Origin of the sequence: Afifella sp. YEN Y35, from assembly GCF_047553465.1 — a bacterium.
GTDB classification, from domain to species: domain Bacteria; phylum Pseudomonadota; class Alphaproteobacteria; order Rhizobiales; family Afifellaceae; genus Afifella; species Afifella aestuarii.
This window is the reverse complement of record NZ_CP180203.1, coordinates 2,448,277-2,470,909: the sequence shown is the minus strand read 5'-3', so window position 1 is coordinate 2,470,909 and position 22,633 is coordinate 2,448,277. Positions and strand designations below refer to the sequence as shown.

General features: G+C 65.1%; 22 protein-coding genes. 5 read left to right on the top strand and 17 right to left on the bottom strand.

Annotation, left to right across the window (positions count from 1 at the left end; translation table 11 throughout):
* Nucleotides 1–64: 64 nt before the first annotated feature.
* From ACK8CP_RS11760 to ACK8CP_RS11740, 5 genes are read right to left on the bottom strand one after another with little or no spacing between them, the layout of a single operon-like run.
* Entirely contained in the window at nucleotides 65–643 is a 579-nt protein-coding gene (locus tag ACK8CP_RS11760; protein ID WP_414831907.1) for a histidine phosphatase family protein, read from the bottom strand.
* Entirely contained in the window at nucleotides 640–1,683 is a 1,044-nt protein-coding gene (locus tag ACK8CP_RS11755; RefSeq protein WP_414831906.1) for an NUDIX hydrolase, read from the bottom strand. The genes ACK8CP_RS11760 and ACK8CP_RS11755 overlap by 4 nt, the downstream gene beginning before the upstream one ends.
* Nucleotides 1,655–2,170 (bottom strand): tyrosine phosphatase family protein, encoded by a 516-nt coding sequence (locus ACK8CP_RS11750; protein ID WP_414831905.1) that lies wholly within the window; start codon nucleotides 2,168–2,170, stop codon nucleotides 1,655–1,657. Before ACK8CP_RS11750 ends, ACK8CP_RS11755 begins: the two co-directional genes overlap by 29 nt.
* Before the next feature lie 4 nt (nucleotides 2,171–2,174).
* Nucleotides 2,175–2,804, bottom strand: coding sequence for an HD family hydrolase (locus ACK8CP_RS11745; RefSeq protein ID WP_234629484.1), 630 nt, complete (start codon nucleotides 2,802–2,804; stop codon nucleotides 2,175–2,177).
* Nucleotides 2,797–3,675, bottom strand: coding sequence for a YgfZ/GcvT domain-containing protein (locus ACK8CP_RS11740; RefSeq protein WP_414831904.1), 879 nt, complete (start codon nucleotides 3,673–3,675; stop codon nucleotides 2,797–2,799). Before ACK8CP_RS11740 ends, ACK8CP_RS11745 begins: the two co-directional genes overlap by 8 nt.
* A gap of 88 nt (nucleotides 3,676–3,763) precedes the next feature.
* On the opposite strand from ACK8CP_RS11740, the gene ACK8CP_RS11735 reads away from it, so the two are divergent.
* Complete coding sequence (locus ACK8CP_RS11735; protein WP_234629482.1) at nucleotides 3,764–5,089, top strand: dihydroorotase; 1,326 nt, start codon at nucleotides 3,764–3,766, stop codon at nucleotides 5,087–5,089.
* Nucleotides 5,090–5,204: 115 nt separating this feature from the next.
* A complete protein-coding gene (locus ACK8CP_RS11730) occupies nucleotides 5,205–6,629 on the top strand; it encodes a polysaccharide biosynthesis C-terminal domain-containing protein (RefSeq protein WP_414831903.1) in 1,425 nt (474 codons plus the stop codon).
* A 34-nt stretch (nucleotides 6,630–6,663) separates the two neighbouring features.
* On the opposite strand, the gene ACK8CP_RS11725 is transcribed toward ACK8CP_RS11730, so the two are convergent.
* The 3 genes from ACK8CP_RS11725 to ACK8CP_RS11715 all read right to left on the bottom strand — a co-directional run bounded on the left by ACK8CP_RS11725 (nucleotide 6,664) and on the right by ACK8CP_RS11715 (nucleotide 8,550).
* Nucleotides 6,664–7,413 carry a hypothetical protein gene (locus ACK8CP_RS11725; RefSeq protein ID WP_414831902.1) on the bottom strand — a complete coding sequence of 250 codons (750 nt, stop codon included), beginning with the start codon at nucleotides 7,411–7,413 and terminating at the stop codon, nucleotides 6,664–6,666.
* 196 nt (nucleotides 7,414–7,609) lie between these two features.
* A complete protein-coding gene (locus tag ACK8CP_RS11720) occupies nucleotides 7,610–8,053 on the bottom strand; it encodes a TIGR02301 family protein (protein WP_414831901.1) in 444 nt (147 codons plus the stop codon).
* A 32-nt stretch (nucleotides 8,054–8,085) separates the two neighbouring features.
* Nucleotides 8,086–8,550: an NUDIX hydrolase gene (locus tag ACK8CP_RS11715; protein ID WP_414831900.1), complete on the bottom strand. Its 465-nt coding sequence runs from the start codon at nucleotides 8,548–8,550 to the stop codon at nucleotides 8,086–8,088.
* 41 nt (nucleotides 8,551–8,591) lie between these two features.
* Between ACK8CP_RS11715 and ACK8CP_RS11710 the strand changes: the two genes are divergently transcribed.
* Nucleotides 8,592–9,311 carry an SOS response-associated peptidase gene (locus ACK8CP_RS11710; RefSeq protein ID WP_414831899.1) on the top strand — a complete coding sequence of 240 codons (720 nt, stop codon included), beginning with the start codon at nucleotides 8,592–8,594 and terminating at the stop codon, nucleotides 9,309–9,311.
* Here ACK8CP_RS11710 and ACK8CP_RS11705 read toward each other — a convergent pair.
* On the bottom strand, nucleotides 9,308–9,772 hold the full coding sequence (locus ACK8CP_RS11705) for a GNAT family acetyltransferase (protein ID WP_414831898.1): 465 nt from the start codon (nucleotides 9,770–9,772) through the stop codon (nucleotides 9,308–9,310). The two genes, ACK8CP_RS11710 and ACK8CP_RS11705, sit on opposite strands and share 4 nt — an antisense overlap.
* Nucleotides 9,769–11,193: an FAD-binding oxidoreductase gene (locus ACK8CP_RS11700; protein ID WP_414831897.1), complete on the bottom strand. Its 1,425-nt coding sequence runs from the start codon at nucleotides 11,191–11,193 to the stop codon at nucleotides 9,769–9,771. The genes ACK8CP_RS11705 and ACK8CP_RS11700 overlap by 4 nt, the downstream gene beginning before the upstream one ends.
* Nucleotides 11,194–11,318: 125 nt before the next feature.
* On the opposite strand from ACK8CP_RS11700, the gene fabI reads away from it, so the two are divergent.
* On the top strand, nucleotides 11,319–12,140 hold the full coding sequence (gene fabI / locus ACK8CP_RS11695) for an enoyl-ACP reductase FabI (protein ID WP_414831896.1): 822 nt from the start codon (nucleotides 11,319–11,321) through the stop codon (nucleotides 12,138–12,140).
* Nucleotides 12,141–12,164: 24 nt separating this feature from the next.
* On the opposite strand, the gene ACK8CP_RS11690 is transcribed toward fabI, so the two are convergent.
* From ACK8CP_RS11690 to ACK8CP_RS11670, 5 genes are all read right to left on the bottom strand, one after another.
* Complete coding sequence (locus ACK8CP_RS11690; RefSeq protein ID WP_414831895.1) at nucleotides 12,165–12,749, bottom strand: class I SAM-dependent methyltransferase; 585 nt, start codon at nucleotides 12,747–12,749, stop codon at nucleotides 12,165–12,167.
* A gap of 7 nt (nucleotides 12,750–12,756) precedes the next feature.
* Complete coding sequence (locus ACK8CP_RS11685; RefSeq protein WP_414831894.1) at nucleotides 12,757–13,887, bottom strand: acyl-CoA dehydrogenase family protein; 1,131 nt, start codon at nucleotides 13,885–13,887, stop codon at nucleotides 12,757–12,759.
* Nucleotides 13,862–14,908, bottom strand: a complete 1,047-nt coding sequence (locus ACK8CP_RS11680) for a glycosyltransferase (RefSeq protein WP_414831893.1) — start codon at nucleotides 14,906–14,908, stop codon at nucleotides 13,862–13,864. Before ACK8CP_RS11680 ends, ACK8CP_RS11685 begins: the two co-directional genes overlap by 26 nt.
* Nucleotides 14,909–14,981: 73 nt before the next feature.
* Nucleotides 14,982–15,977 (bottom strand): MDR family oxidoreductase, encoded by a 996-nt coding sequence (locus tag ACK8CP_RS11675; RefSeq protein WP_414831892.1) that lies wholly within the window; start codon nucleotides 15,975–15,977, stop codon nucleotides 14,982–14,984.
* A 99-nt stretch (nucleotides 15,978–16,076) separates the two neighbouring features.
* Entirely contained in the window at nucleotides 16,077–17,321 is a 1,245-nt protein-coding gene (locus ACK8CP_RS11670; protein ID WP_414834249.1) for an MFS transporter, read from the bottom strand.
* 108 nt (nucleotides 17,322–17,429) lie between these two features.
* Between ACK8CP_RS11670 and ACK8CP_RS11665 the strand changes: the two genes are divergently transcribed.
* Complete coding sequence (locus ACK8CP_RS11665) at nucleotides 17,430–18,203, top strand: 2-keto-4-pentenoate hydratase (protein WP_128292403.1); 774 nt, start codon at nucleotides 17,430–17,432, stop codon at nucleotides 18,201–18,203.
* 152 nt (nucleotides 18,204–18,355) lie between these two features.
* Here the strand turns inward: ACK8CP_RS11665 and ACK8CP_RS11660 are convergent, their stop codons facing one another.
* Both ACK8CP_RS11660 and ppdK read right to left on the bottom strand, forming a co-directional pair.
* The gene (locus tag ACK8CP_RS11660; protein ID WP_414831891.1) at nucleotides 18,356–19,564 is read right to left on the bottom strand and encodes a cell wall hydrolase; all 1,209 of its coding nucleotides are present in this window, start codon (nucleotides 19,562–19,564) and stop codon (nucleotides 18,356–18,358) included.
* Between the two features lie 254 nt (nucleotides 19,565–19,818).
* Nucleotides 19,819–22,488, bottom strand: coding sequence for a pyruvate, phosphate dikinase (gene ppdK / locus ACK8CP_RS11655; protein ID WP_414831890.1), 2,670 nt, complete (start codon nucleotides 22,486–22,488; stop codon nucleotides 19,819–19,821).
* Nucleotides 22,489–22,633: the final 145 nt, after the last annotated feature.

The following is a 22,633-nucleotide window of genomic DNA, read 5'->3' as shown; positions in this document are numbered from 1 at the left end:
GGCGCCCCGGCTGGACAGGGCCGTTTCTAGAAGGTTTTGGCGGCCGATAGAAGGGTCTGCGACCTCAGATTACAAGCGCTTTGGCGTCGAAGATGGCGATGATCCGGTCGTGCGGAATGAAGAATTGCGGCACGGAGGCCGACGGCATGCCCGAAAGGAGATGGAGCGCCACCCGCGTGATGCCGCCATGCGCCACGATCACCTGGCGGCCCTGGCGCGTCTTGAACCATTCGCCGAACCGCTCGGCGAGCATGGCGTAGCTCTCGCCCTCCGGAGGCACGTAATTCCATTTGTCGCGTTTGCGGGTCGCGACGGCCTCGGGGTCTGCCTCGCGAAGCTCTTTGAGCGTGCGCGCCTCCCATGCCCCGAAGCAGACTTCCTTGAGCGGATCGTGCGTGACGAAAGGCTGGTCGGGCCTGCCGGCGTTTTCCAGAATGATGCGCATCGTTTCCTGCGCGCGCCCGAGCGGCGAGGCGACGAACTGCCAGTCATGCTCGCCGAGAAGCGAGGGCAGCACCCGGCCGTTGCGCCGTGCCTGTTCGCGGCCGACGGCATTGATCGGAACTTCCCGCGCGCCCTGAAAGCGGCCTTCCAGGTTCCAGTCCGTCTGGCCGTGGCGAATGAGCAGAAGGACATCTCTCATAGCCGAGCTCGCAGTCGCAATCCGCCCATGGCACCCTCTTTCATGATATCTCGCCTGAACCGGAAAAGGGCGGCCGGTCGGCCCCCTGTTGAGATGCTGGTTTCGCCGGTTTGTTCCACGACTCGTGTCTGTTCCACAAGCCGCCTAAAGTTCTGTTTGTGCAGATGTCGCCCGGAAATCGCTTCCACAACCTTTTGCAATTCGGTGAGAGTGAAGGAATCGGCAATGAGCTCGAAAATGAGCGGCCGGTATTTCAGCTTGCCGCGCAGGCGCCCGATGGCCGTGGCGAGGATGCGGCGGTGGTCGAAGCGCATGGGTCGGCCGAGACGCGGCAGATCTTCCCATAAGGCGGCACTCTGGCGCCCGTCGCGCCCAGCCTCCGGCACCAGCCCCGCCTCATAAAGGAGTTCGTAGCGCTCCAGGACGCGTTCCTCGTCCCAGGGGAGGCCATCCCAGCCGAAAGCGATTTTCACCCGCTCCTGGCGTGCAAGCGGCCGATCCGGCCGTTCCGCCGCGGGAGCCATCGCACACCACCGCTTCAGCAAGGGTTCGATCGCGGCATCGAGAATGGCAGGCCGGCCCTGGCGCCAATCCTCCCAGGGAAAATAGGCGTACCAGGGGCGCCATTGCGCGCCGGATTCGCGCAACGCCGTTTCATCGTCTTCCAGGCGGCGGGTGAGCGCCAGATAGCCGATGGTCATCACATGCGGGCCGAGATCGCCGCGCCTTGCATGGCGCCCGCGATCGCCGAACGTGTAAAGCTGCTCCACATAGCCGAGCTTGAGGCGCGTCTGCTCCTCCACCCAGGCGCGGAGCCCGATCTCCATGGTGCGGTGCTCGACCGGGTCGAAAGGTCCGAAGGGCAGTCCGTCCTCGCCCTCCGCTTCCCCCGGCCGCACGACGAGGATGAGCGGCGTCAGCCGGTCGACGGCAACGATGGCGGCGTTGAGGCCGACTTCGATGCGCGCGCCGCCCTCGGCCCCCGTCTCGGAGGCGGGAGCGAGCGAATGCTCATTCGTCGATGGCGAGGGAGAAGACATTGCCTTCAAACGCGTTGGCGCCGCGGCCGATCGCTTCGATCGCCGCAATCATGCGTCCGTCCCGCTTCAGATAGGCGTCGGCGAGGGCGACGAGACGACGGTTGGGGGTCGCCTGCGGCGAACGCTGGCGCAGGCGTCTCGCGACGAGATCTTCGCTCACATCCGGACGCAGCGCGCAAAAGGCGATGAAGGCGCCGGCGGTGGAGCGGCTGATGCCCGCCCAGCAATGCACGACGAGCGGCGTCGTCCGATCCCAGGCTTCCACGAAATCGAGAAAGCGCCCGACATGTTCCTGGGCCGGTAGGGTCATGCCCTGCATGGCTTCGGAAATGTCGTTGAAGCCGAGAAAGAGGTGGTTGTCCTGCGGCACGCTTTCCGGGCGCGGCACCTCGGTGCCGGCATTGATCAAGGTGGCGATGTGGCGGGCGCCACTCTGTTCGACGGTCGCCGCAAGCTTCGACAGCGGGCAGACGTAGATTTCCGGCATTTTCTCAGGCGGTCCTTGCGCGCGGCAGGGTCTCGGTCAGGGCCTCGATCTCGGCAAAACGGGCCAGGAAGCGGCGCTCTGCTTCGGTGGCGGGCCAGGGATCGAGGAGGTTCTCGTCCGGATTGAGAGACGGATCGCCAAAAAAGCGCCGCGCCTCTTTCTCCTGGAACCCCGCAAGGCGCGTCGCCTCCCAATAGGCAGCCGTTTGATCGGCCTTCTTGATCATGCGGTGAAGCTTCGGCTCGACATCGGCGGCAAGGGCGAAGCGCAGATGGATGGCATGCTGCAGACGCCGCTCCACGCCCTTGTAGTCTTCGCCCAGCACCGCCTTGAAGGGCGAGATCATGTCGCCGATGACATATTCCGGCGCGTCGTGGAGGAGAGCGAAAAGACGCTCCTCCGCGGTGATCTCGGGTTTCAACTCGGCCAGCAGGGCCTCCACAAGAAGCGAATGCTGTGCCACCGAATAGGCATGGTCGCCCCGCGTCTGGCCGTTCCAGCGCGCGACGCGCGCAAGCCCATGCGCGATGTCGCCGAGTTCGACGTCGAGCGGCGAGGGGTCGAGAAGATCGAGCCGGCGGCCCGACAGCATCCGCTGCCAGGCGCGCGCAGGGGCGTTTGCCCGGTCAGCCATTGTTCGAAGTCCCGCCGGTCTCTGTCCCCGTTCCCGTGGACGGCCAGGAATAGGTCGCCCATTCGGGCAGTTTCGCCGTCACGGTGATGCGGCCGGCCGAGACGGGGAGATCCTGCTCCAGGGCCTCGGCGAGCCGGTCGAGGCGGACAAGGCCGATGCCTTTGCCGTTGGCAGACGAGCCGAAGCGACCGATGGCCCGTTCGCCGGCCATGATCTCCGCACCGGTTTCGGGGAGGGGACTGTCGTCTTCGACCGCCTCGATCGCAATGATGCGCCGCCGGGCCGTGCCGCGATGCTGCATGCGCGAGACGACCTCCTGCCCGACATAGCAGCCCTTCTGGAAGGAGACGCCGTGAAGGCTGTCCATCGCCGCATCGTGGGGAAAGGTATCGCCGAAGACGAAATCGATGCCGCCTTCGGGGATGCCGCAGGCGATGCGGTGGGCATGATAGGCGGCAAGATCGGCATCGGCAGAGACGCTCTCAGGCGCGGCGGCGAAGCGGCGTCCGAGCGCGGCCAGTCTTGGATCTGCCGGCGCCTCGGATGCTGCATCGCCGTCACTCCACTCGGCAAAGACGGAGAGGTCGTCTGCGCGAGACAGCTCGACCTTGGCGCGCAGACGGTAAAGCGTCATCCGCTTGACGAAATTATCCGCCTCCTCGGACCGGAGATCGACGAGAAAATCTTCGCCCCGGCGATGGATGAGGAAGTCGAAGAGAATTTTGCCCTGCGGTGACAGGAGCGCGCCATAGGCGATACCCGCGCTCTCCACCTCGTCCATCGAAGAGGTGACGAGATTGTGCAGGAGGTTGTGCGCGTCCGGCCCTTTCACCAGGACCACGGCTCTGTCGGTCAAACGTGCAAGCGGCATGATCAAATCCTCGACACTCAGCTAAGGCGTATGCGGTGCGGGGGCAATCCTGCTTGCGTTCAAAGCCGGCAATTGGCAAGCAGCGAGCATGGCTCAGAACTTCGATCTTCTCGTCCGTGGCGCGATCCTCATCAACCACGACGGCATCGGCCCACGCGACATCGGCGTGAAGGGCGGTCGCATCGCCGCACTCGGCGACCTTTCCGGCGCCGACGCCGGCGAAGTCATCGACGCAACCGGTCTGCACATTCTGCCGGGCGTCATCGACACGCAGGTGCATTTCCGCGAACCGGGCGCCGAACACAAGGAGGATCTGGAAACGGGTTCCCGCGCGGCGGTGCTCGGCGGCGTCACCGCCGTCTTCGAAATGCCCAACACCAAGCCTTTGACGACCTCCGCGGAAATGCTGGCCGACAAGCTTGCCCGGGCGCACGGGCGCATGCATTGCGACCACGCCTTTTGGGTCGGCGGCACCCATGCCAATGCGAAGGATGTGGCCGAGTTGGAGCGTCTGCCGGGCGCGGCCGGCATCAAGGTCTTCATGGGCTCCTCGACCGGCGATCTTCTCGTGGCCGACGACGAGGGCGTCGAGGCGATCTTGAGGAACACCCGCCGCCGTGCCGCCTTCCACAGCGAAGACGAGATGCGGCTGAAGGCGCGGCTCGACGAGCGGCGCGAGAACGACCCGTCGAGCCATCCCGTCTGGCGTGATGTGGAGGCGGCGCTTTCCTCCACCCGCAGGCTCGTTGCGATCGCCAGGCGCACCGGCGCGGCGATCCATATCCTGCATGTCTCCACGGCCGAGGAGATGGCCTTTCTCGCCGCGCATAAGGATGTCGCCTCGATCGAGGTGACGCCGCACCATCTGACGCTGTCGGCGGAGGAATATGGCCGTCTCGGCACGCTCTTGCAGATGAACCCGCCGGTGCGCGGGGCGGAACATCGTGCGGCGCTGTGGAAGGGTGTGGAAAACGGCACGGCCGACATTCTGGGCTCCGACCATGCCCCGCACACTCTGGAGGAAAAGGCTGCGGTCTATCCGGCCTCGCCCTCGGGCATGCCGGGTGTACAGACGCTTCTGCCGGTCATGCTCGACCATGCCGCAAAGGGGCGGCTTTCGCTTCTGCGCTTGATGGACATGACGAGTGCCGGTCCGGCGCGGCTCTTCGGCATTCGTGGCAAGGGCCGCGTCGCGGTGGGCTACGACGCCGATTTGACCCTCGTCGATCTGAAGCGGGAGACGACGATCACCAACGCGTCGATGGGCTCGCGGTCCAACTGGACGCCCTATGACGGCAAGACGATCACGGGTGCCCCGGTCGGAACGATCATCCGCGGCAGGCGGGTGATGTGGGAGGGCGAGATCACCACGGCCTCGATGGGCGAGCCGGTGCGGTTCTGGGCTTCGGCCTGAAGCGTCAGACGAAGCGGGATTGTTTCAAGGCGTTCTTAACTCCGTTTCGTGAGCTTTCTCTGCAAATGCAACGGATCTGCTAAGGAGTGGATAACCACCAGCGGGAGCTCTCGCATTGATTCCTGATCAGGAGATGCCGGCAGGCCGTGTGCGCGGCTTCCTGGCGCTTGCCCGCAATGTCCTCGCCAACAGCGATGAACGGGCTCGCGCGCGCCGCGCCTCTCTGATCGCTCTTGCCCTGCGTGTCGCGAACGCCGTTCTCGCTTACGGAACCCAGGTCGTTCTGGCGCGCCTGATGGGGCAGTTCGAATACGGCATCTTCGCCTTCACCTGGGTCTGGCTTCTCGTCTTCGGCGCGATCAGCACATTGGGCTTCGGCGATTCGCCAGTGCGCTATGTGGCGGCTTTGCGCGAGACCGGCGAGGACGATCAACTCCGCGGATTTCTGCGCTTTGCGGGGATAGCGTCGTTTGCGGCACCCGTCATCTTCGCGGTGCTCTTCGCCCTCGGCGTCTATTTTGCCGGGTCGTGGATCGAGAATGCCTACGTCTATCCGCTTTTATTGATGGCGGTGGCGATGCCCTTCGGCTGCTTCCAGGCCTATCTGGAAGATGTCGGGCGCGCCTATTTCTGGACGATGCCGGCCTTGTTCCCGGTCTATATCCTGCGCCACTCGCTCATTCTCGTGTATATGGTGGCGGCCGTGGCGCTCGGCTTCGAAGCGAGCGCCGTGACGGCCTTTGCCTGCACCATTCTGGCGATGGCGACGGCGACCATCTGGCAATCCTACCAGATCCTCGGCCGTCTCAAGAAAACGGTCCCGCCCGGCCCACGCGCCTACCGGCCGAAGGAATGGTTCATCGGCTCCGCGCCGTTCGCCGTCTTGCAGGGGATGTTCCACCTCTTCGCCTATATGGCGGTGATCGTGCTCTCCTTCTTCGTGAGCCCGGCCCAGATCGGCATCTATTTCGCGGCGACGCGCATCGTGCAGGTGGTGGCCTTCATCCCCTATGCGGCCTCCGTCGGCTCGGCGCATCTCTTCTCCGCGAGCCATGCGGCAGGCGATCAGGCGCGGCTGACGACGCTGACGCGCGAAGTGAGTCTCGTGACCTTCGTGGCCTCGACAGGTGTCACGGTCCTCGTCGTCACCACGGGCCTGTGGCTCCTGCAGCTCTTCGGTGACGGCTTCGAGACAGGCTACAACGTCCTCCTCATCCTCTCCGTCGGCATGGTCGCACGGGCGATCTTCGGGCCGGCCGAGGACATCCTCAACATGACCGGCTTCAGCCACCTGTCGGCGACGACCTATGTGGTGATGGTGGTGATCAACGGCGTGCTCAACGTCGCCCTGATCATTCCTTTCGGGATCACCGGGGCCGCGATCGCGACGACGCTTGCGCTCACCATCCGCTCCATCTGGCTCGCATGGGCCGTGCGCCAGAGGCTCGGCCTCGATACCAGCATCGTCGGCGCCTGGGCGCTCCTTGCCGAGACGGTCGGGCGTTGGCGCAAAGGCAAAGCGGCAAACCCCGCACAATAGGTCCGGCGGGGCTTCCTTATTCTCGCGCCAGGGCTCAGTCGCCCGCCAGAAAGAAATGCCAGCGCCCATCCGGGCTGATGCCGAGACGGAAGAAGATGTAGGCGCCGTAGGACTGGATATCCTGCCAGTCGCCGGCCGTGATCAGCGTGAAGAGCTGCACCATCTGCTGCGGCGAGAGCCGGTCGAGCGGGTAGCGCGCGAAATACGGCCAGAGATACATCGCATTGGGGCTGTCGCGATCGACATAGAGGAAATCGCTCTCCAGGATTTCCAGCATGATGGCGAGCATCTCCCGGCCTTCCGGATCGCCGGACAGAGATTTGAGATATTCGATCGGATCGCCGACATTGTCGAAGCCGAAGGCCGGCGCCGGATCCTGCGCCTCGATCAGGGGTCTGAGCCGCTCGATATCGCCGGAGAGCGCCGCCTCGTGCAGCGCTTCCCAGGTCTTGCGCACGGGCTCCGGCATCGCCTGCTCGCCCTTCAGGACATCGAGATATTCCGGCACGGCCTTGCCGGGCTCGGCCGCCGCCTGCGGATCTCGAGGCGCGGCCTCTCTCGGCGCTTCGCGCGTCTGACCGGTTTCCGGGTCTGGCTCGCCTTCCTCTTCCGATTGGCCCTCGGCCGGTGTGGCGGGTGCCGGTGTCGCCTGATCGTCAGAGGCTGGGGGCGGAGCGTTCTCCGGGGCGGCGCCGTCCTGCGCAAAGGCGGCTGCGCCGAGCCCAAGGCAGAATGCCGTCGCGATCGCGGCAACGCCCCCGAACCGCCGAGCTTTCCGGGCCACGGATCGCTCCGATCGATGGTTTCTCTGTGTCGATGCGGTCAAGGCTCTGACGGCGCCCGCTGCGGCTGTGTCGGTCATCTCGACCAATCCCCCTTTTTGCCCATCGTGAATATCTGCCGGATTCGATGGCGAGAGCGAGGCAACTCGCAAATTCCGGCAGGACGCCCCGCCAGTTTCCGTCTCCCGGCTGCCGCCTTCACTGCCCGTAGCGGGTGCGGATATCGGAGGCGATTTCCGCGCTTTCCTTCAGATAGCGGGCGATGCTCGCCTCGGCCGCCGGCGTGCAGGTCTCATAGACGGCGTTGTAGGTTTCAAAGCCGTGGTTGAAGCGTCCGATGAGGCGCGCCTTGCGCTCCGGGCCCGGCGCCTCGGCAGCGAGCATCGCCTCCATGTCGGCCTTCCAGGCGGGCCCGTCTTCCGCCCCGCAGAGATTGCGCAGGAAATAGAGGGCGCCCAGAAGCTCCGACAGGCGCAGAAGCTTCGGTTCGTAGATCGGGGGCGGCGGTTCGGAGGATTTCTGCGAAGCCGCAGCGTCGCCGCCTTCCTGCGCCGCGGCCATCCCGACAAAGCCGATGCAAGACTGGGCGACCCCGAGAGAGGTCACAATCACGAGGATCAGAAGAAAAGAAAGACGCCGCATCGTTGCGATCATGCGCCGGGGTCTTTCTCGCTTCAAGACGATGCCAGGGCACATGCCCCGTCCTCCTTATGTGCGGCGCCTGCGGCGATGGCTTGTGCGATGAATGCGATCGCGCCGGGCGTGAGCGGCAGCCCTCCGACCTCCTCGAAGGGCACGAAGAGCGCGCGGTCGACGTCGTCGCCAGCCGCGGGTTCGCCGCCGCAATGATGGCCGGTGAAGACTTCGAGGCGTTTCGATGGGCTGCCGCCCGTCTCATGGCGTCCGAGCGAAACGAGGGGGCCGGCCGAAAGTCCCGTCTCCTCCATAAGCTCGCGGCGTGCCGCTGCTTCTGCTGTTTCGCCGGGCTCCACATGGCCGCCGGGGAAGCTCCATATGGCGCTGAAGGGCGGTTTGCTGCGGCGGACCAGGAGGACGGCCGTGCGCTTGAGAAGCACGACGCTCGCGCCATCGACAGGATCGGTGGCCGGTCGTTTTGAACTCGTGCCCGGCTTTGTCATCGCCTCTCCCTTTTGCCGCGTGGCGCTGATACACAGAGCCTATGTGCGGACGCTTCGTTCTGGCCATGCCGGCCGACGTCATCAAGGAGCTTTTCAACCTCGCCGTCTTCGACGAGCGTCTCCTGCCGCCCCGCTACAACATCGCCCCGACGCAGCCGATCGTCGTCATCCGCCAGGGCTTCGACGGCGCCGAAGGCGTCCCCATGCGCTGGGGTTTCCTGCCGTCCTGGGTCAAGGACACGACGCGCTTTCCGCTCCTCATCAATGCGCGGGCGGAGGATATCCGCGAAAAGCCGGCGTTTCGCAACGCCATTCGCAGGCGCCGCTGCCTCGTCCCGGCCTCTGGGTTCTACGAATGGCAGGCGCGCGGCAAAGGCCCGAAGCAACCCTATTGGATCGCGCCCAAGGCGGGCGGGCCGGTCGCCTTCGCCGGGATCTGGGAAACCTGGATCGGCACGGACGGGAGCGAGATCGACACCGCCGCCATCATCACGGTCGCGGCCGAAGCGCCGCTCGACGAGGTGCATCATCGGCGCCCGGCGATGATCGCGCCGGAGAATTTTGCGCTGTGGCTTTCAGGCGAGGAGACGACCGATGCGGCCTTGTCGATCCTCACCGATCTCGGGGCGGAGACATTGCAGGCGACACCGGTCTCGCGGCGGGTCAACCGTGTCGCCGACGATGATCCGGGTCTGATCGAGCCGGTGTCGGGGGAAGAGGAGGCGCCACCGGCAAAGCCGGTGCAGCAGCGGTTGCTTTAATCGGCTTGTGGCTTTTCCGCCGACGGGATTTCTTTCTGCATGCAGATGCGGTCCTGGGCGTGGAAGCCGAGTGCTTCGTAAAAACCCTTGGCGACTTCGTTGTCGCCGCGGATGAGCAGGTTGAGCTTCCAGATGCCTTTTGCCGCAAGCCATGCCTCGGCCGCCGCCATCATCTCCCGGCCGAAACCCTGGCCACGCCAATCGGGGTCGGTCGCGACGTAATAGACGGCGCCACGATGCCCGTCATGGCCGACCATCACTGAGGCGACGAGGTGATCGTCCTCAGGCCGGCGTCCGACGAGGATCGTGCTCGCCGGTGCGGCAAGGGCGAAGCGGATATCCTGGCGCGGGTCGTTCCAGGGGCGGGTCAGGCCGGCGCGCTCGAAAAGGGCGACGAGCGCGTCCTCGTCTTTGCCCCCAATATCGCCGTTGTCGAACTCAGCGATCGAAAGCGACGTCACAGCATGCGTCCCGGGTTCAGGATGCCGTTCGGATCGAAGGCCGTCTTGATCCGGCGCATGAGGTCGAGCTCGATCCCGCTTTTGACCTCCGCGAGGAGTTTGCGTTTCAGCCGTCCGATACCGTGCTCGGCGGAGATCGAGCCGGACAGCTCTCCGACGATGCCGTGGACGATCGTATTCACCTCGTCCCAGCGGGCGAGGAATTCCTCACGGTCGGCGCCGACGGGCTGGCTCACATTGTAATGGATGTTGCCGTCGCCGAGATGGCCGAAGGGCAGGGGGCGCGCGCCGGGCACGGCCTCTATGACGGCCGCCGATGCGCGCTTCAAGAATTCGGGGATCTTGGCGACCGGCACGGAGACGTCGTGCTTGATGGAGCCGCCTTCCTTCTTCTGCACTTCGCTCATCGTGTGGCGGATGTGCCAGAACTCGGCCGCCTGGGCGAGGGAGGCTGCCGGGGCGCCATCGAGCACTTCCTCCGCCTCGAACGCGGCTTCGAGCGTCGTCTCCATCAGCTCGCTCGCCTCCGCCTCGCTGCGACCGGAGGAAATCTCGACGAGGCAGTACCATGGATAGGGGGCCTCAAGCGGATCGCGCGTGCCCTCCTGGTGCCTGAGCACGAAGTCGATCCCGAGGCGCGGCATCAGCTCAAAGCCGGTCAGAGCCGAGCCGGCTGTCTGCGAAAACCGGCGAAAGAGTGTGAGAGCGGTCTCAGGATCTTCGACCGCGAGAAAGGCGACGGCGCGGCCCTTGGGAGCGGGAAAGAGCCTCAATGACGCCGCCGTGATGACGCCGAGCGTGCCTTCCGATCCGATGAAAAGCTGTTTGAGGTCGTAGCCGGTATTGTCTTTCCTGAGGCGGCGCAGGCCGTTCCAGATGGTGCCGTCGGCCATGACCACCTCGAGGCCGAGCACGAGGTCGCGGGTATTGCCGTAGGCGAGCACGCCCGTGCCGCCGGCATTGGTGGCGATGTTGCCGCCGATGCGACAGGAGCCCTGTGCGCCGAGCGACAGAGGAAAGAACAGCCCCGCTTCGCTCGCGGCCTTCTGGATCTCTTCCAAGACGACGCCCGCCTCGGCGACGAGGGTTGCCCCCTCGCGGTCGACGTCGCGAATCGCTTTCAGTCTTTCGAGCGTCAGAACGACTTCGCGACCGCTTTCGTCCGGAACCTGAGCCCCTACGAGCCCGGTATTGCCGCCCTGCGGCACGATCGGCACGCCGGTCTCGTTGGCAAAGCGCAGGATGCCTGCGACTTCATCGGGCGACGCCGGCCGGACGACAGCCGCCGGCACGCCGAAATAGAGATCGCGCCATTCCACACAATAAGGCCGTGTTTCCTCAGGCCTGGTGAGGACATGCGTCTCGCCGACGATGGCAGATAGGGCCGAGACGACGGCCTGTTGGGTCGGGGTGTCGTTCATCGCAGCGACATTAGCAGCTGGCGTCAGGAGGTGAAGCCCTGCTTGCGGCACTCAGAATCCCGTGCCATTACGGCAGCGTTCATGGGGCGCCGGGCGTCGCGAAGGGCAAAGCAAACGGAAGAAATATGACCGCAGCAAACGGCATCATGGCGGGTAAACGCGGACTGATCCTCGGAATCGCCAACAATCGATCCATTGCATGGGGCATCGCCAAGGCAGCGCGCGACGCCGGGGCGCAGCTTGCGCTCACCTATCAGGGCGACGCTCTGAAGAAGCGTGTGGAACCGCTTGCCAAAGAGCTCGACGCGCTGGTGGTCGGCCATTGCGACGTGACGGACGGCGCGACGATGGACGCCGTGTTCGAGACGATCCGCGAAGAATGGGGTGGCCTCGATTTTCTCGTCCATGCGGTTGCCTATTCCGACAAGGACGAGCTCGACGGCCGCTATCTCGACACGACCGAGGCGAACTTCAACAAATCGCTCTACGTCTCCTGCTACTCGCTGACCGCGCTGGCGCAGCGCGCCGAGAAGCTGATGACGAATGGCGGCTCGATCCTGACGCTCACCTATTACGGGGCGGAAAAGGTGATGCCGCATTACAACGTCATGGGTGTGGCCAAGGCGGCGCTCGAGGCGAGCGTGCGCTATCTGGCCGTCGATCTCGGCCCGTCCGGCATTCGCGTCAACGCGATCTCCGCCGGCCCGATCAAGACGCTGGCCGCCTCCGCCATCGGCGATTTCCGCTACATCTTGAAGTGGAACGAGTACAACGCCCCGCTCCGCCGCACCGTCACACCGGACGATGTCGGCCAGTCGGCGCTTTACCTCCTCTCCGATATGGGACGTGCGGTCACCGGCGAAGTGCACCACGTCGATGCCGGCTATCACGTCGTCGGCATGAAGGCGGTCGACGCGCCGGACATCACGACGGTCCTGAAGGAATAGCGGAAAGCGCGATCGCGGCGGGCGTCACGGGCGGATGAGCGCATCCACCCGGTAATGTGCCCGGGCTTTGTGCCACACAGGCACGAGCTGCCGCTCGAGAGTTTTCCGCACGAATCCGTGCGCGAGAGCCGGATGCACCGCCGCGTCCGAAAAAGGCCGCACATGGTGCACGAGGACGATGCGTCCGCCGCGCGCAAGGCGGGCCGGAAGCTCCGCGGCCAGTCGGCGAAGGGCTCTTTCACTGAGATAATAGGCGATCTCCGAGGCGACGATGAGGTCGAATTCGCCCCTCGGCAGATCGTGCGGCAACACCGCCTCGCGGAAGCTGACTGCGGTGAGGTCGGCACATTCCCGTCTCGCTTCGGCAAGCGCTGTTGGCGAGGCGTCGAGCGCGAGAAGCCGGAGCGTGAGCGGGGCGAGCGCCCGGCTCGTCACGCCGATGGCGCAGCCGAGTTCCAGCCCGCGGGCATAAGGCCCGCTGCCGGCCGCAGCGATGAGATCGCGGCGCTTCATTTCTTCAAAGGATGAGCTTCGATAACGCCAGGGGTCGATGTCGTGGCGGAATTTCGCTTCAAACCCGTCCGGATCGATTGCGGCGCGCGGCGTCATTCGGACCTCAGTCGCAACGGATGTCGCGAGGAGATTTCCCGAGGACGAAGCGTTCTTCGGCAAGCGCCTCGCCCACGGCCGTGAGCGCGCCGTCGGGATTGGGCTGGCGGAGATAGGTTCTGAGATCGCGGTCGAGCCGCTCCAGCGGGTGCGGCTGCATCAGCCCCGCCGCGCCGACAGCACGCTCCGCTGTCGCGAGCACCTCCATGGCGAGCTTTTCGATGGCGAGGCGCATGGCATTGGCGGTGGCGACCGCCTGCGCCTGTTCGGCGTCCGCGGGAGCCCCGAGGCAACCCCGGCACCAGGCCGCGGCCGCGCGGGCGAACCAGCCGTAGCCGCCCTCGATCGCAAGCGCCATTTCGCCGAGCCTGTGCGCCTGATGGGGGTTATCCGCGCGTCCCGTCCGTGTCAGGTGCGCGCGGGCGGCATCGAGAACGGCATGCGCTCCGCCGAGCTGAACGGCAGCAAAGCGGATGGCGCCGGCGGAAAACCAGGGCTGGCGCACATAATCGCCTGGCCGGCCGAGAAACCATTCCGGTGCGACCTCGACGCCCGAGAAATCGACGACGTGGCTGCCAGAAGCCTTCATGCCGAGCGGCCGCCACCAGCTGCGATCGACCGGCCTGTCGCCGACCGGCACGAGCAGCATTTGCCGACCTCCCGGCTCTTCGACCGTGACGATGGCGTGCGAGAGACCATCGACGCCCGAGGCGAAGTTCTTGGCGCCGACGAATGCACCATCTTCGAGCGTGAGCGGCTGGCCCGGCGCGTCCGTGTTCCAGACGCCGAAGATGCGACCGCGCCGCGCCTCTGCCTGGTAATGGCTCTCTTGCGCCTTGGAGCCGAACAGCGCGATGAGCTGCAGGGCGTTCACATGGCCTTCGAAGATGCGCCCGACATTGAGATCGCCGCGCCCGACGGCGGCAAGCAGGTAGAGGAGATCCTCCATCCGCTCCGCCGACAGAAGCGGCCCGGAGAGGAGACCCGCCTCGGCGAGGATGGCGAAACCCTCCGCCGGAAACGAGCCTGCCGCGTCGTGGCGGGCCGCTTCGGCGCCGATTTTGGTTGCGAGTGTGCCAAGATCGAGCGGTTCGGACTGATCGGGCGTGCGCTCAGGCCGCGAAGCTGTTTGCAGCATGGTTCAGTCGCTCCTCAAGGTAGGACAGCGCCTCTTCGACCGGCATGGTGCGCGGCGCGTCCGGCTCGTCGCCGGCCAGCCTTTCGATCAGCGCAAGAGGTGGTTCGGCCGCCGAAACCGGCAGGTTGGAAAGCGTCTGCTCCGTCGAAGCGTTCCGCCAGGTGCCGTCGGCAGCTGCGAGGTCCCGCAGGCGGCGACGAAGCCGGAAGCGCGCCTCGGCACGTTCCGGCGCTTCCACAAGCAGAGGTCGGTGGGCTTCTTCCTCCTCAAGCCAGGTGGCAATGCAATCGGCCATGCCGCCCTTCGCGCGGCCTTCAAGACGCGCCGAGACGATGACCTCCACGTCCGGCGCATGCCTGAGCCGGGCACCCTGCGCTCGGGCGCGGCTGACGAGCGCGAGGTCTTCGCGGTGGGGCAGCGGTGGCAGGCCGCCAAGAGCGCAATAGAGCTCCGTCCGCAGTGCGAGACTGGCGCCCGTATGGTCCGAGTGGCGTGGCCAGGGATCGTAGGGCAGGGGATCGATCAGAGCTGCGAGACGGTCGAGAAGTTCCTGGTAACGGGCGACGAGCCGGGCGCGCCGCATGAAGCCGGGGCCGAGCCTTCGTTCCTCCTCCTCGTCGCCCACGAGGTGGCCGGCGACGATATCGGCACCCTTGCGCAGGGCGATCAGATTGGCGAGCACCCAATCGGGGGCCGGCCTCGCGTCGGCATCGGTCGTCAGGATGACGGTGGCGCCGCTGGCTGCGGCCTCTTCCATCGCCATGCGGCGGGCGATGCCGACATGGTTGTCGCTGCCCGTGAGCGTCACTTCGATGAGCCTGAGCGCGATGTGCGGGGCGCTCACCGCGGCCGCGCGTGCGACGGCGGCCGAGGCGTCTGTGCAATTGTTGCAGACGATGACGACGGGCAGACGGTGCCCGCCGGCAAGCCAGGTCTGCCGGGCGAGAGCTCCGATCAGCTGTGGCAGGCGTTCTTCTTCATTGCGGGCGGGAACCGCCACAACCGGGTGGAACGAGGGCAATTTTGGGCCTCACGGAAGACACGACGCCTCCCACAACACATGAGGCCCAATTTGGTTACCGCTCGTTAGCTGGCTACGACGCGATATTGACCACGAGCCGGCCGCGCACCTTGCCGGCGAGGAGGTCGGACGTCGCCTGCTCGATATCGGAGAAGCCAATTTCGCGTGTGATCGAGGTGAGCTTCTCGCGGTCGAGATCGCTCGCAATCCGCTGCCAGGCGAGTTCGCGGATCGCTTTCGGAGCCATCACCGAATCGATGCCGAGAAGCGAGACGCCGCGCAGGATGAACGGTGCGACGGAAGCCGGGAGATCCATGCCGCCGGCAAGGCCGCAGCAGGCGACGGCCCCGCCGTACTTCGTCTGGGCGAGCACATTGGCGAGCGTCACGGAGCCGACAGCATCGACGCCGCCGACCCAGCGCTCCTTGCCGAGGGGTTTTCCGGGTTCAGAGAGTTCCTTGCGGTCGATGATCTCGGAGGCGCCGAGGCTCTTCAGATAATCGGCTTCTTCGCTGCGCCCGGTCGAGGCGATCACGTGATAGCCGAGCTTGCCGAGAAGAGCGGTCGCAACGGAGCCGACCCCACCGGTGGCGCCTGTGACGACCACCGGACCGCGATCCGGGGTGATCTGATGGCGCTCAAGGGCAATGACGCACAGCATCGCCGTATAGCCGGCCGTGCCAACCGACATCGCCTCTGCCGCCGAGAGCGTCTCGGGCCGGCGGATGAGCCAGTCGGCCTTCACCCGGGCCATGCCGGCATAGGCGCCGTAATGCGTTTCACCCAGGCCGAAACCGTTCAGGATCACACGGTCGCCGGGCTGGAAGGCGCCGGTCTCGCAGGAGACGACCTCGCCTGCGAGATCGATGCCCGGGATCATCGGCCAGCGCCGAATGACCGGACCCTTGCCGGTGACAGCGAGCGCATCTTTGTAGTTCACCGTCGAATGCGTGACGCGGACGAGCGTGTCGCCTTCCATGAGGTCGTCGGTCGTCAGATCGACATGCGATAGAGACTGCTTCTTGTCCTCGTCCCGATCGATCAGGATGGCTTTGAAGGTTTCGGCCATGGGGGGATCTCCCTGTTGTCGCGGTCACGTTGCGCAGATGAGGCCGACGCGCAAGGGGACAAGAGGGAGGCAGGTTTTCGGTATCCGATCAGCTTGCCGTCACGAGGCAAAACGCGGCTCGGCCGCCTGCTCGCGGATTGGCCAGTGCACGATGGCCGCAAACAGCCCGAGCCCCACGCCGAGCCACCAGACTTCGTCGTAGGAGCCGGTCTTGTCGTAGAGATAGCCGCCGAGCCAGACGCCAAGGAAGGAGCCGATCTGGTGGGAGAGGAAGACGAGCCCGCCCAACAGGCCGAGATGGCGCGTGCCGAACATGATGGCGACGAGCGCATTGGTGGGCGGCACCGTCGACAGCCACAAGAGCCCGATCACCACGGAGAAGATGACCACCGAAGCGGGGCTGGGCGGCGCCAAGAGGAAGATCGTGATGGCGAGTGAGCGCGCGAGATAGATCAGCGCGAGGAAGATCGGCTTCGAGTGGCGCTCGCCGATGGCGCCGGAGGCGATCGAGCCGATGATGTTGAAGAAGCCGATCAGGCTGATCGCGATCACCGCCCAGCGTGGCGACAGGCCGAGATCGGCGATATAGGCCGGAAAATGCGCGGTGATGAAGGCGACCTGGAAGCCGCAGACGAAGAAGCCGCAGAACAGAAGCACGAAGCTGCGGTGGCGCAGGGCCTGGGTGAGGGCTTCGGCGACGCTCTGCTCGGTCTCTCCCGGCTTGAGCTGATGGCGCGGCTGGCCGCGCAGGGGGATCGCGGCGAGCGGAATGAGTGCCATCAAGACGGCGAGACCGATCAGGGCGTCCGACCAGCCGAGCGCATCGATCATCGCCTGCGAAATCGGCGCGAAGGCGAACATGCCGAAAGAGCCGGCGGCGGTCGCCAGGCCAAAGACGAAGGAGCGCCGTTCCGGCGGCACGCGGCGGGCAAGGGCTGCCATGACGACGCCGAAGGAGCCGGCTGCAACCGCAAGACCGACGAGAACACCGCCGCCGATATGAAGCCAGAAGGGCGCCGGCGAATAGGCCATGACGACGAGGCCTGCAGCGTAAAGGAGAGCGCTCGCGACGAGCACCCGCGCCGTGCCGAAGCGGTCCGCCATCGCCCCGAAGAACGGCTGGCCGAGGCCCCAGGCAATGTTCTGGATCGCCATCGCGAGCCCGAAGGTGGTGCGGTCCCAACCCCGATCCGTGAGAAGCGGGATCTGGAAGAAGCCCATGGCCGAGCGCGGCCCGAAGGTGAGAAGCGCCACCGTGCAACCGGCTACGATGATCGCCCATGGCAGGGCGGCATGTCCGGTGCCGGACACCAGATTGCCTGAGCCGGCAGATTGACCGCGCATCGTCATGAGGCCTATCCCGCAAAGAAAGCGAGGATAGCCTGAGACTTTCCGCCGCGGAAAACGAAAAGACCTTATCTTGCTTTTGAGAGATTCTGAATTGGAGTTGGGATGAACAAAGAGGATATCGCCAAGTCGCTGGCTGCGGCGCGGGTGTCGGGAGAATATGCAGCCGTTGATATCACGGCCATCGATCAGGCCGAGGCTGCTGAAGATATCCTGGCTGCCGCCGGTGTGTTCTATGGCGGGCGCCGGATCGGCTACAAGGTCGGGTCAACGAGCGAGGCGGCGCAGAAGGCGACCGGTGCGCCAGGCCCGTGGTTTGCGCCCATGGTCGAGAGCGATCTCAGCCGCGACGGCACCACCCTTGTTTGGAAGAAGCACTACCGCGGCGTCGAATGCGAGTTCGCCTTCCGCATTGGCGAGACCTATCCGGTGTTTGATACGAAGCCCAATCCGGCGAGCCTGCGTCAGGCGGTTGCGGCCTGTCATCTCGCTCTGGAAGTTGCGGGCCGCCGCACCGAAGGCGAAGGGCTGACGCGCTATCCGGCGGTTCTTGCCGATTTCGGTGCCCATTGTGCCTTCGTGTTGGGTCCGCAGGTGAAGGATTGGGAAAACCACGATCTCGCCGAGGTGGCCGTCTCGGGGCTTCGCGACGGCGTCGTCACAAATAAAGGCTCGGGAGCGGCCGTCATGGGTGGGCCGCTCAATTCGCTTCTCTGGCTGACCGAAAGGCTCGCCGAGCGTGGCCTGCAGCTTCAGGAAGGCGATTGGGTGCTGACCGGAACGACCATGGGCATCGTGGTGCCGGAACCCGGCTCCACGGTGACCGGCGATTTCGGTGAACTCGGCAAAGTGAGCGTCAATTTCGCCCGCGAGAGCTGAGCGAAAGAGCGCATACGCGAAGAGACCTTTTAGAATCGGGGCTGGCTCTGTCGTCTGTCGGCAGGGCTGCCCAAACGGCTCCCAGAAATCTGGCTCTCAAAAAAAACGGTGGGGGCGGAACGAAGCCGGCGGCACGACGTTGATGGGTTGGATCAGCTCCAGCCGCCGCCATAGGTTCGATAGAAGATGTGGCGGCCGATCCTGTCGGTGCGCTTCATGCTGCTCGCCCAGCGGGGCCGGACATAGGTGGCATGGTAGTGGGTGGAATCGCCCACTTCCTCGAGCCAGGCTTTTCCCTCGGTCACATCGAGCGCAACCTGCTTGGCGCGCTGATAGGCGGAGGGCGATCGGATTCGGTCGCGAATCCCGTCGCAGGCAAATGAGAATTGGCAGCGATTGCGCCAGTTCTTGTTCTGATAGACGACGCCGCAGATCGTGTTCGGATAGGCCGGGTTCTTCACCCGATTGAGAATTACCTGAGCGACGGCGATCTGGCCGAGCTTGCTCTCGCCGCGGGCCTCGAAATAGACGCCGCGCGACAGGCACGCTTGCTCTTTTTCGCTTTTGACACTTTCCGGCAGCGTATTGAGCATCCAGGCATGCTCCGGCTTGGTGCGGTGGCGACCGCGCATCCAGTCCCAGAGCGACGGTGTTTCTTCCGGCTTCACGCGCGGCGTGCCGAGATCGCCAAGCTGACCCGTCGCGGGGGCCGAGCCAATGACGGCGTCGAACGGCGCATCGAGGCCGTCTCCGGTGGGGGCATAAGCCACGAGTGCGGCGTCGGCGGGGATGCTGTCCCTGCGCGCGAGCAAGATGCCGTTGTCCTGCGTGGTCGTCTCGTGCTTCTGCATAAAGTGGGAGTAGGCGACCATCAGCCCCACCATATCCTCATCGGACGCATTGGCGAACGCGACCTTCGGCAGATCCTGGCCGTCGCGCGAAGAGAAGATGTCGTCCATGTTCCAAAGCTGGCCGGCGGCCGGCAGCTTGTCGGATTTGCGCGCGACCGGCGAGCGCGTCATCAAGAGATCGCCCTTGCGGTCGCGATTGACGGTTTCGGTGGTGAGCGGCCCTTCCGGGCTTGGAACGGCGACTTCCGCACCCTTGCCGAGCGCGGGCACCGGGATGGTGCGGGCATCGCCCAGGCCGGATCCGGGTGTGAGCGATGCGTTCTGAATATTGCCGACGGACATCGCCTCAAGACGGGTCTGCCAGCGCTGGTCGGGCAGATCGCCCGAAATCATGGCCGCAGCATCCTGATAGGCAATTGGCGACGTCGCGGCGACCAGGGCGCCCAGACCGAGCAGTCCCGCTGTCGATGCGGAACGCCAAGTCCTTCCTACGCCGCGCCATACTGCCATGAAGAAACCTCTTTGTCGGGCACAAGCGTTTTCGCCGCGCGAATCGCTCGCGTTCCGCTCCCGTCCTCACGAACGAGAAAAACAAATCGCGGTTTACAACCGGTTAATCGGGTCGCTCCGCTTGGCATCCGACCCGTCTGCCCGACGATCCCCCCTTTGCCCCAGAGGTCCATCCGACGAGGCTGCCGTATCGCGTCGGAATGGGGCAAGAAGTTGACAATTCCTTGCCCCAGCCTTGCATGCGGAAAGAAGATTCAGCTTGTTGCTTTTTTGCCAAGGGCCGCCTGGGCGGCGGCGAGCCGTGCAACCGGGACGCGATAAGGAGAGCACGACACGTAGTCGAGACCGGCTTCTTCGCAGAAGCGGATCGAGGCGGGATCGCCGCCATGCTCGCCACAAATGCCGAGTTTGAGGTCCGGCTTGGTCACGCGCCCTTCCTTGACGGCGAGCGCAATCAGCGCCCCCACGCCCTCGGTGTCGAGGGTGATGAACGGATCCTTCTCGATCAGCCCGATCTCCTGATAATGGCCGAGGAAGGAGGCCGCATCGTCACGCGAAATGCCGTAGGTCGTCTGCGTCAGATCGTTGGTGCCGAAGGAGAAGAACTGAGCGCTCTGGGCGATCTCCCGCGCCCGAATGGCGGCGCGCGGCAGCTCGATCATGGTGCCCACCGTATAGGTGATCTTGATCTCGCTTGAGGCGTTCACCTCTTCGGCCGTGCGGTCGATGACTTCCTTCACCTTGTCGAGTTCCGGCAGCATGCCGACGAGCGGCACCATGATCTCCGGGATCACAGGTTCGCCGGTCTGATGGGCGGCATCACGAGCTGCCTCCAGAATGGCGCGGGTCTGCATTTCCGTGATTTCCGGATGCAGGAGCAGGAGCCGGCAACCGCGGCTGCCGAGCATCGGATTGGCTTCCGTCAATTCGATGATGCGCTCGCGCAGGCGAGACGGTTCCGTGCCGATCGCCGCTGCAACCTCTTCGATCTCTTTTTCGCCCTTCGGCAGGAATTCGTGCAGGGGCGGATCGAGGAGGCGGATGGTCACCGGCAGGCCGCGCATCGTCTTGAAGAGCTCGAAGAAATCGTGGCGCTGCAGCGGCAGAAGCTTGGCAAGCGCGGCGCGCCGCGCCTCCCGGTCTTCCGCGACGATCATCTCGCGCATGGCGATGATGCGGTCGTCCTGGAAGAAGGTATGCTCGGTGCGGCACAGGCCGATGCCTTCGGCCCCGAAATCGCGTGCCGCACGCGCATCTTCCGGCGTTTCGGCATTCGCCCGAACGCCGAGGCGGCGGGCCTGGTCGGCCCATTTCATCAGCGTGGCGAAGTCGCCGGAGACTTCCGGCTGCAGCATCGCGACGGCACCCTCCATCACCTCTCCGGTGGAGCCGTCGATGGTGATGACGTCGCCTTCCTTATAGACCTTGCCGAGCACCATCATGGTGCCGGCCTTGTGGTCGATCTTGAGCGAGCCGGCGCCGCAGACGCAGGGTTTGCCCATGCCGCGGGCGACGACGGCCGCATGGCTCGTCATGCCGCCGCGCGAGGTCAGGATGCCGCGCGAGGACACCATGCCCTGAATGTCTTCCGGGCTCGTTTCCATGCGCACCAGGATGACCTGATGGCCTTCTTTGGTGAGGAGATCGGCCTTGTCCGGCGTGAACACGATCTCGCCGCTGGCAGCCCCCGGAGAGGCGGGCAGGCCGCGTGCGATGACGTTGCGTTCCGCCTTGGGGTCGAGCGTGGGATGCAAGAGCTGGTCGAGCGATGTCGGCTCGATGCGCATCACCGCCTCTTCCTGCGTGATCAGGCCTTCCTCGGCCATGCCGGTGGCGATCTTGAGGGCCGCATGGGTGGTGCGCTTGCCGTTGCGGGTCTGCAGCATCCACAACGTCCCGCGTTCGATCGTGAACTCCATGTCCTGCATATCGCGGTAATGGCGTTCCAAGCGGTCCGCATGCGCGCAGAATTCCTTGAAGGATTCCGGCATCAGCGTTTCGAGCGACGGGGCATCGCTGCCGGCCTGAACACGGGCCTTTTCCGTCAGATACTGGGGGGTGCGGATGCCGGCGACGACATCTTCGCCCTGCGCATTGACGAGGAACTCGCCATAGAGCGCCTTCTCACCCGTCGACGGATCGCGCGTGAACGCCACGCCTGTCGCCGAGGTGTCGCCCATATTGCCGAACACCATCGCCTGGACGTTGACGGCGGTGCCCCAGCTCTCCGGGATGTCGTGCAGTTTGCGGTAGGTGATGGCGCGGTTGTTCATCCAGGAGGAGAAAACGGCGCTGATCGCTCCCCAAAGCTGGTCCTGCGGATCCTGCGGGAACGGGCCTTCGTTGACCTCGATGACGAGCGCCTTGAAGCGCTCGATCACCACCTGCCAGTCTTCCGCGGAAAGCTGCGTGTCGGTTTCGAAGCCGCGTGCCTCGCGCTCCTGCTCGAGGATCGCTTCGAAATCGTGATGTTCGACGCCGAGGACGACGTCCGAGTACATCTGAATGAAGCGGCGATAGGAATCGTAGGCGAAACGCGGATCGGCACTTTCGGCGAGCGCCTGAACGCTCTCGTCGTTGAGGCCGAGATTGAGGACCGTGTCCATCATGCCCGGCATGGAGCTGCGCGCCCCCGAGCGCACCGACAGAAGCAGTGGCATCGGTGCGCCGCCGAGGGTCTTGCCCTGCAGCTTCTCAAGCTTCGCCAGCGCTTCGGCGACCTGTTCGTGCAGGCCTTCCGGCATCTGCCGGCCATTTGCGTAGAACCAGTTGCAGGCTTCGGTGGAGATGGTGAAGCCCGGCGGCACCGGCAGGCCGAGATTGGCCATCTCTGCAAGATTGGCGCCTTTGCCACCGAGAAGATTGCGCATGTCGCGCGAGCCCTCGGCGCTTCCGCCGCCGAAGGAATATACCCACTTCGTCATCGTGCCTCCGGAAACCTGGTCGATTTACACGTTGTCCCACACCGGCTGTAAAACGTTCAGCCGGTCCGCACAACGCAGGCTTCGGGGCATCTGTTGCGCGAAGAACGCTTCATTCCCTTAGGGAAGCAGACCGCCAAAAAACGAT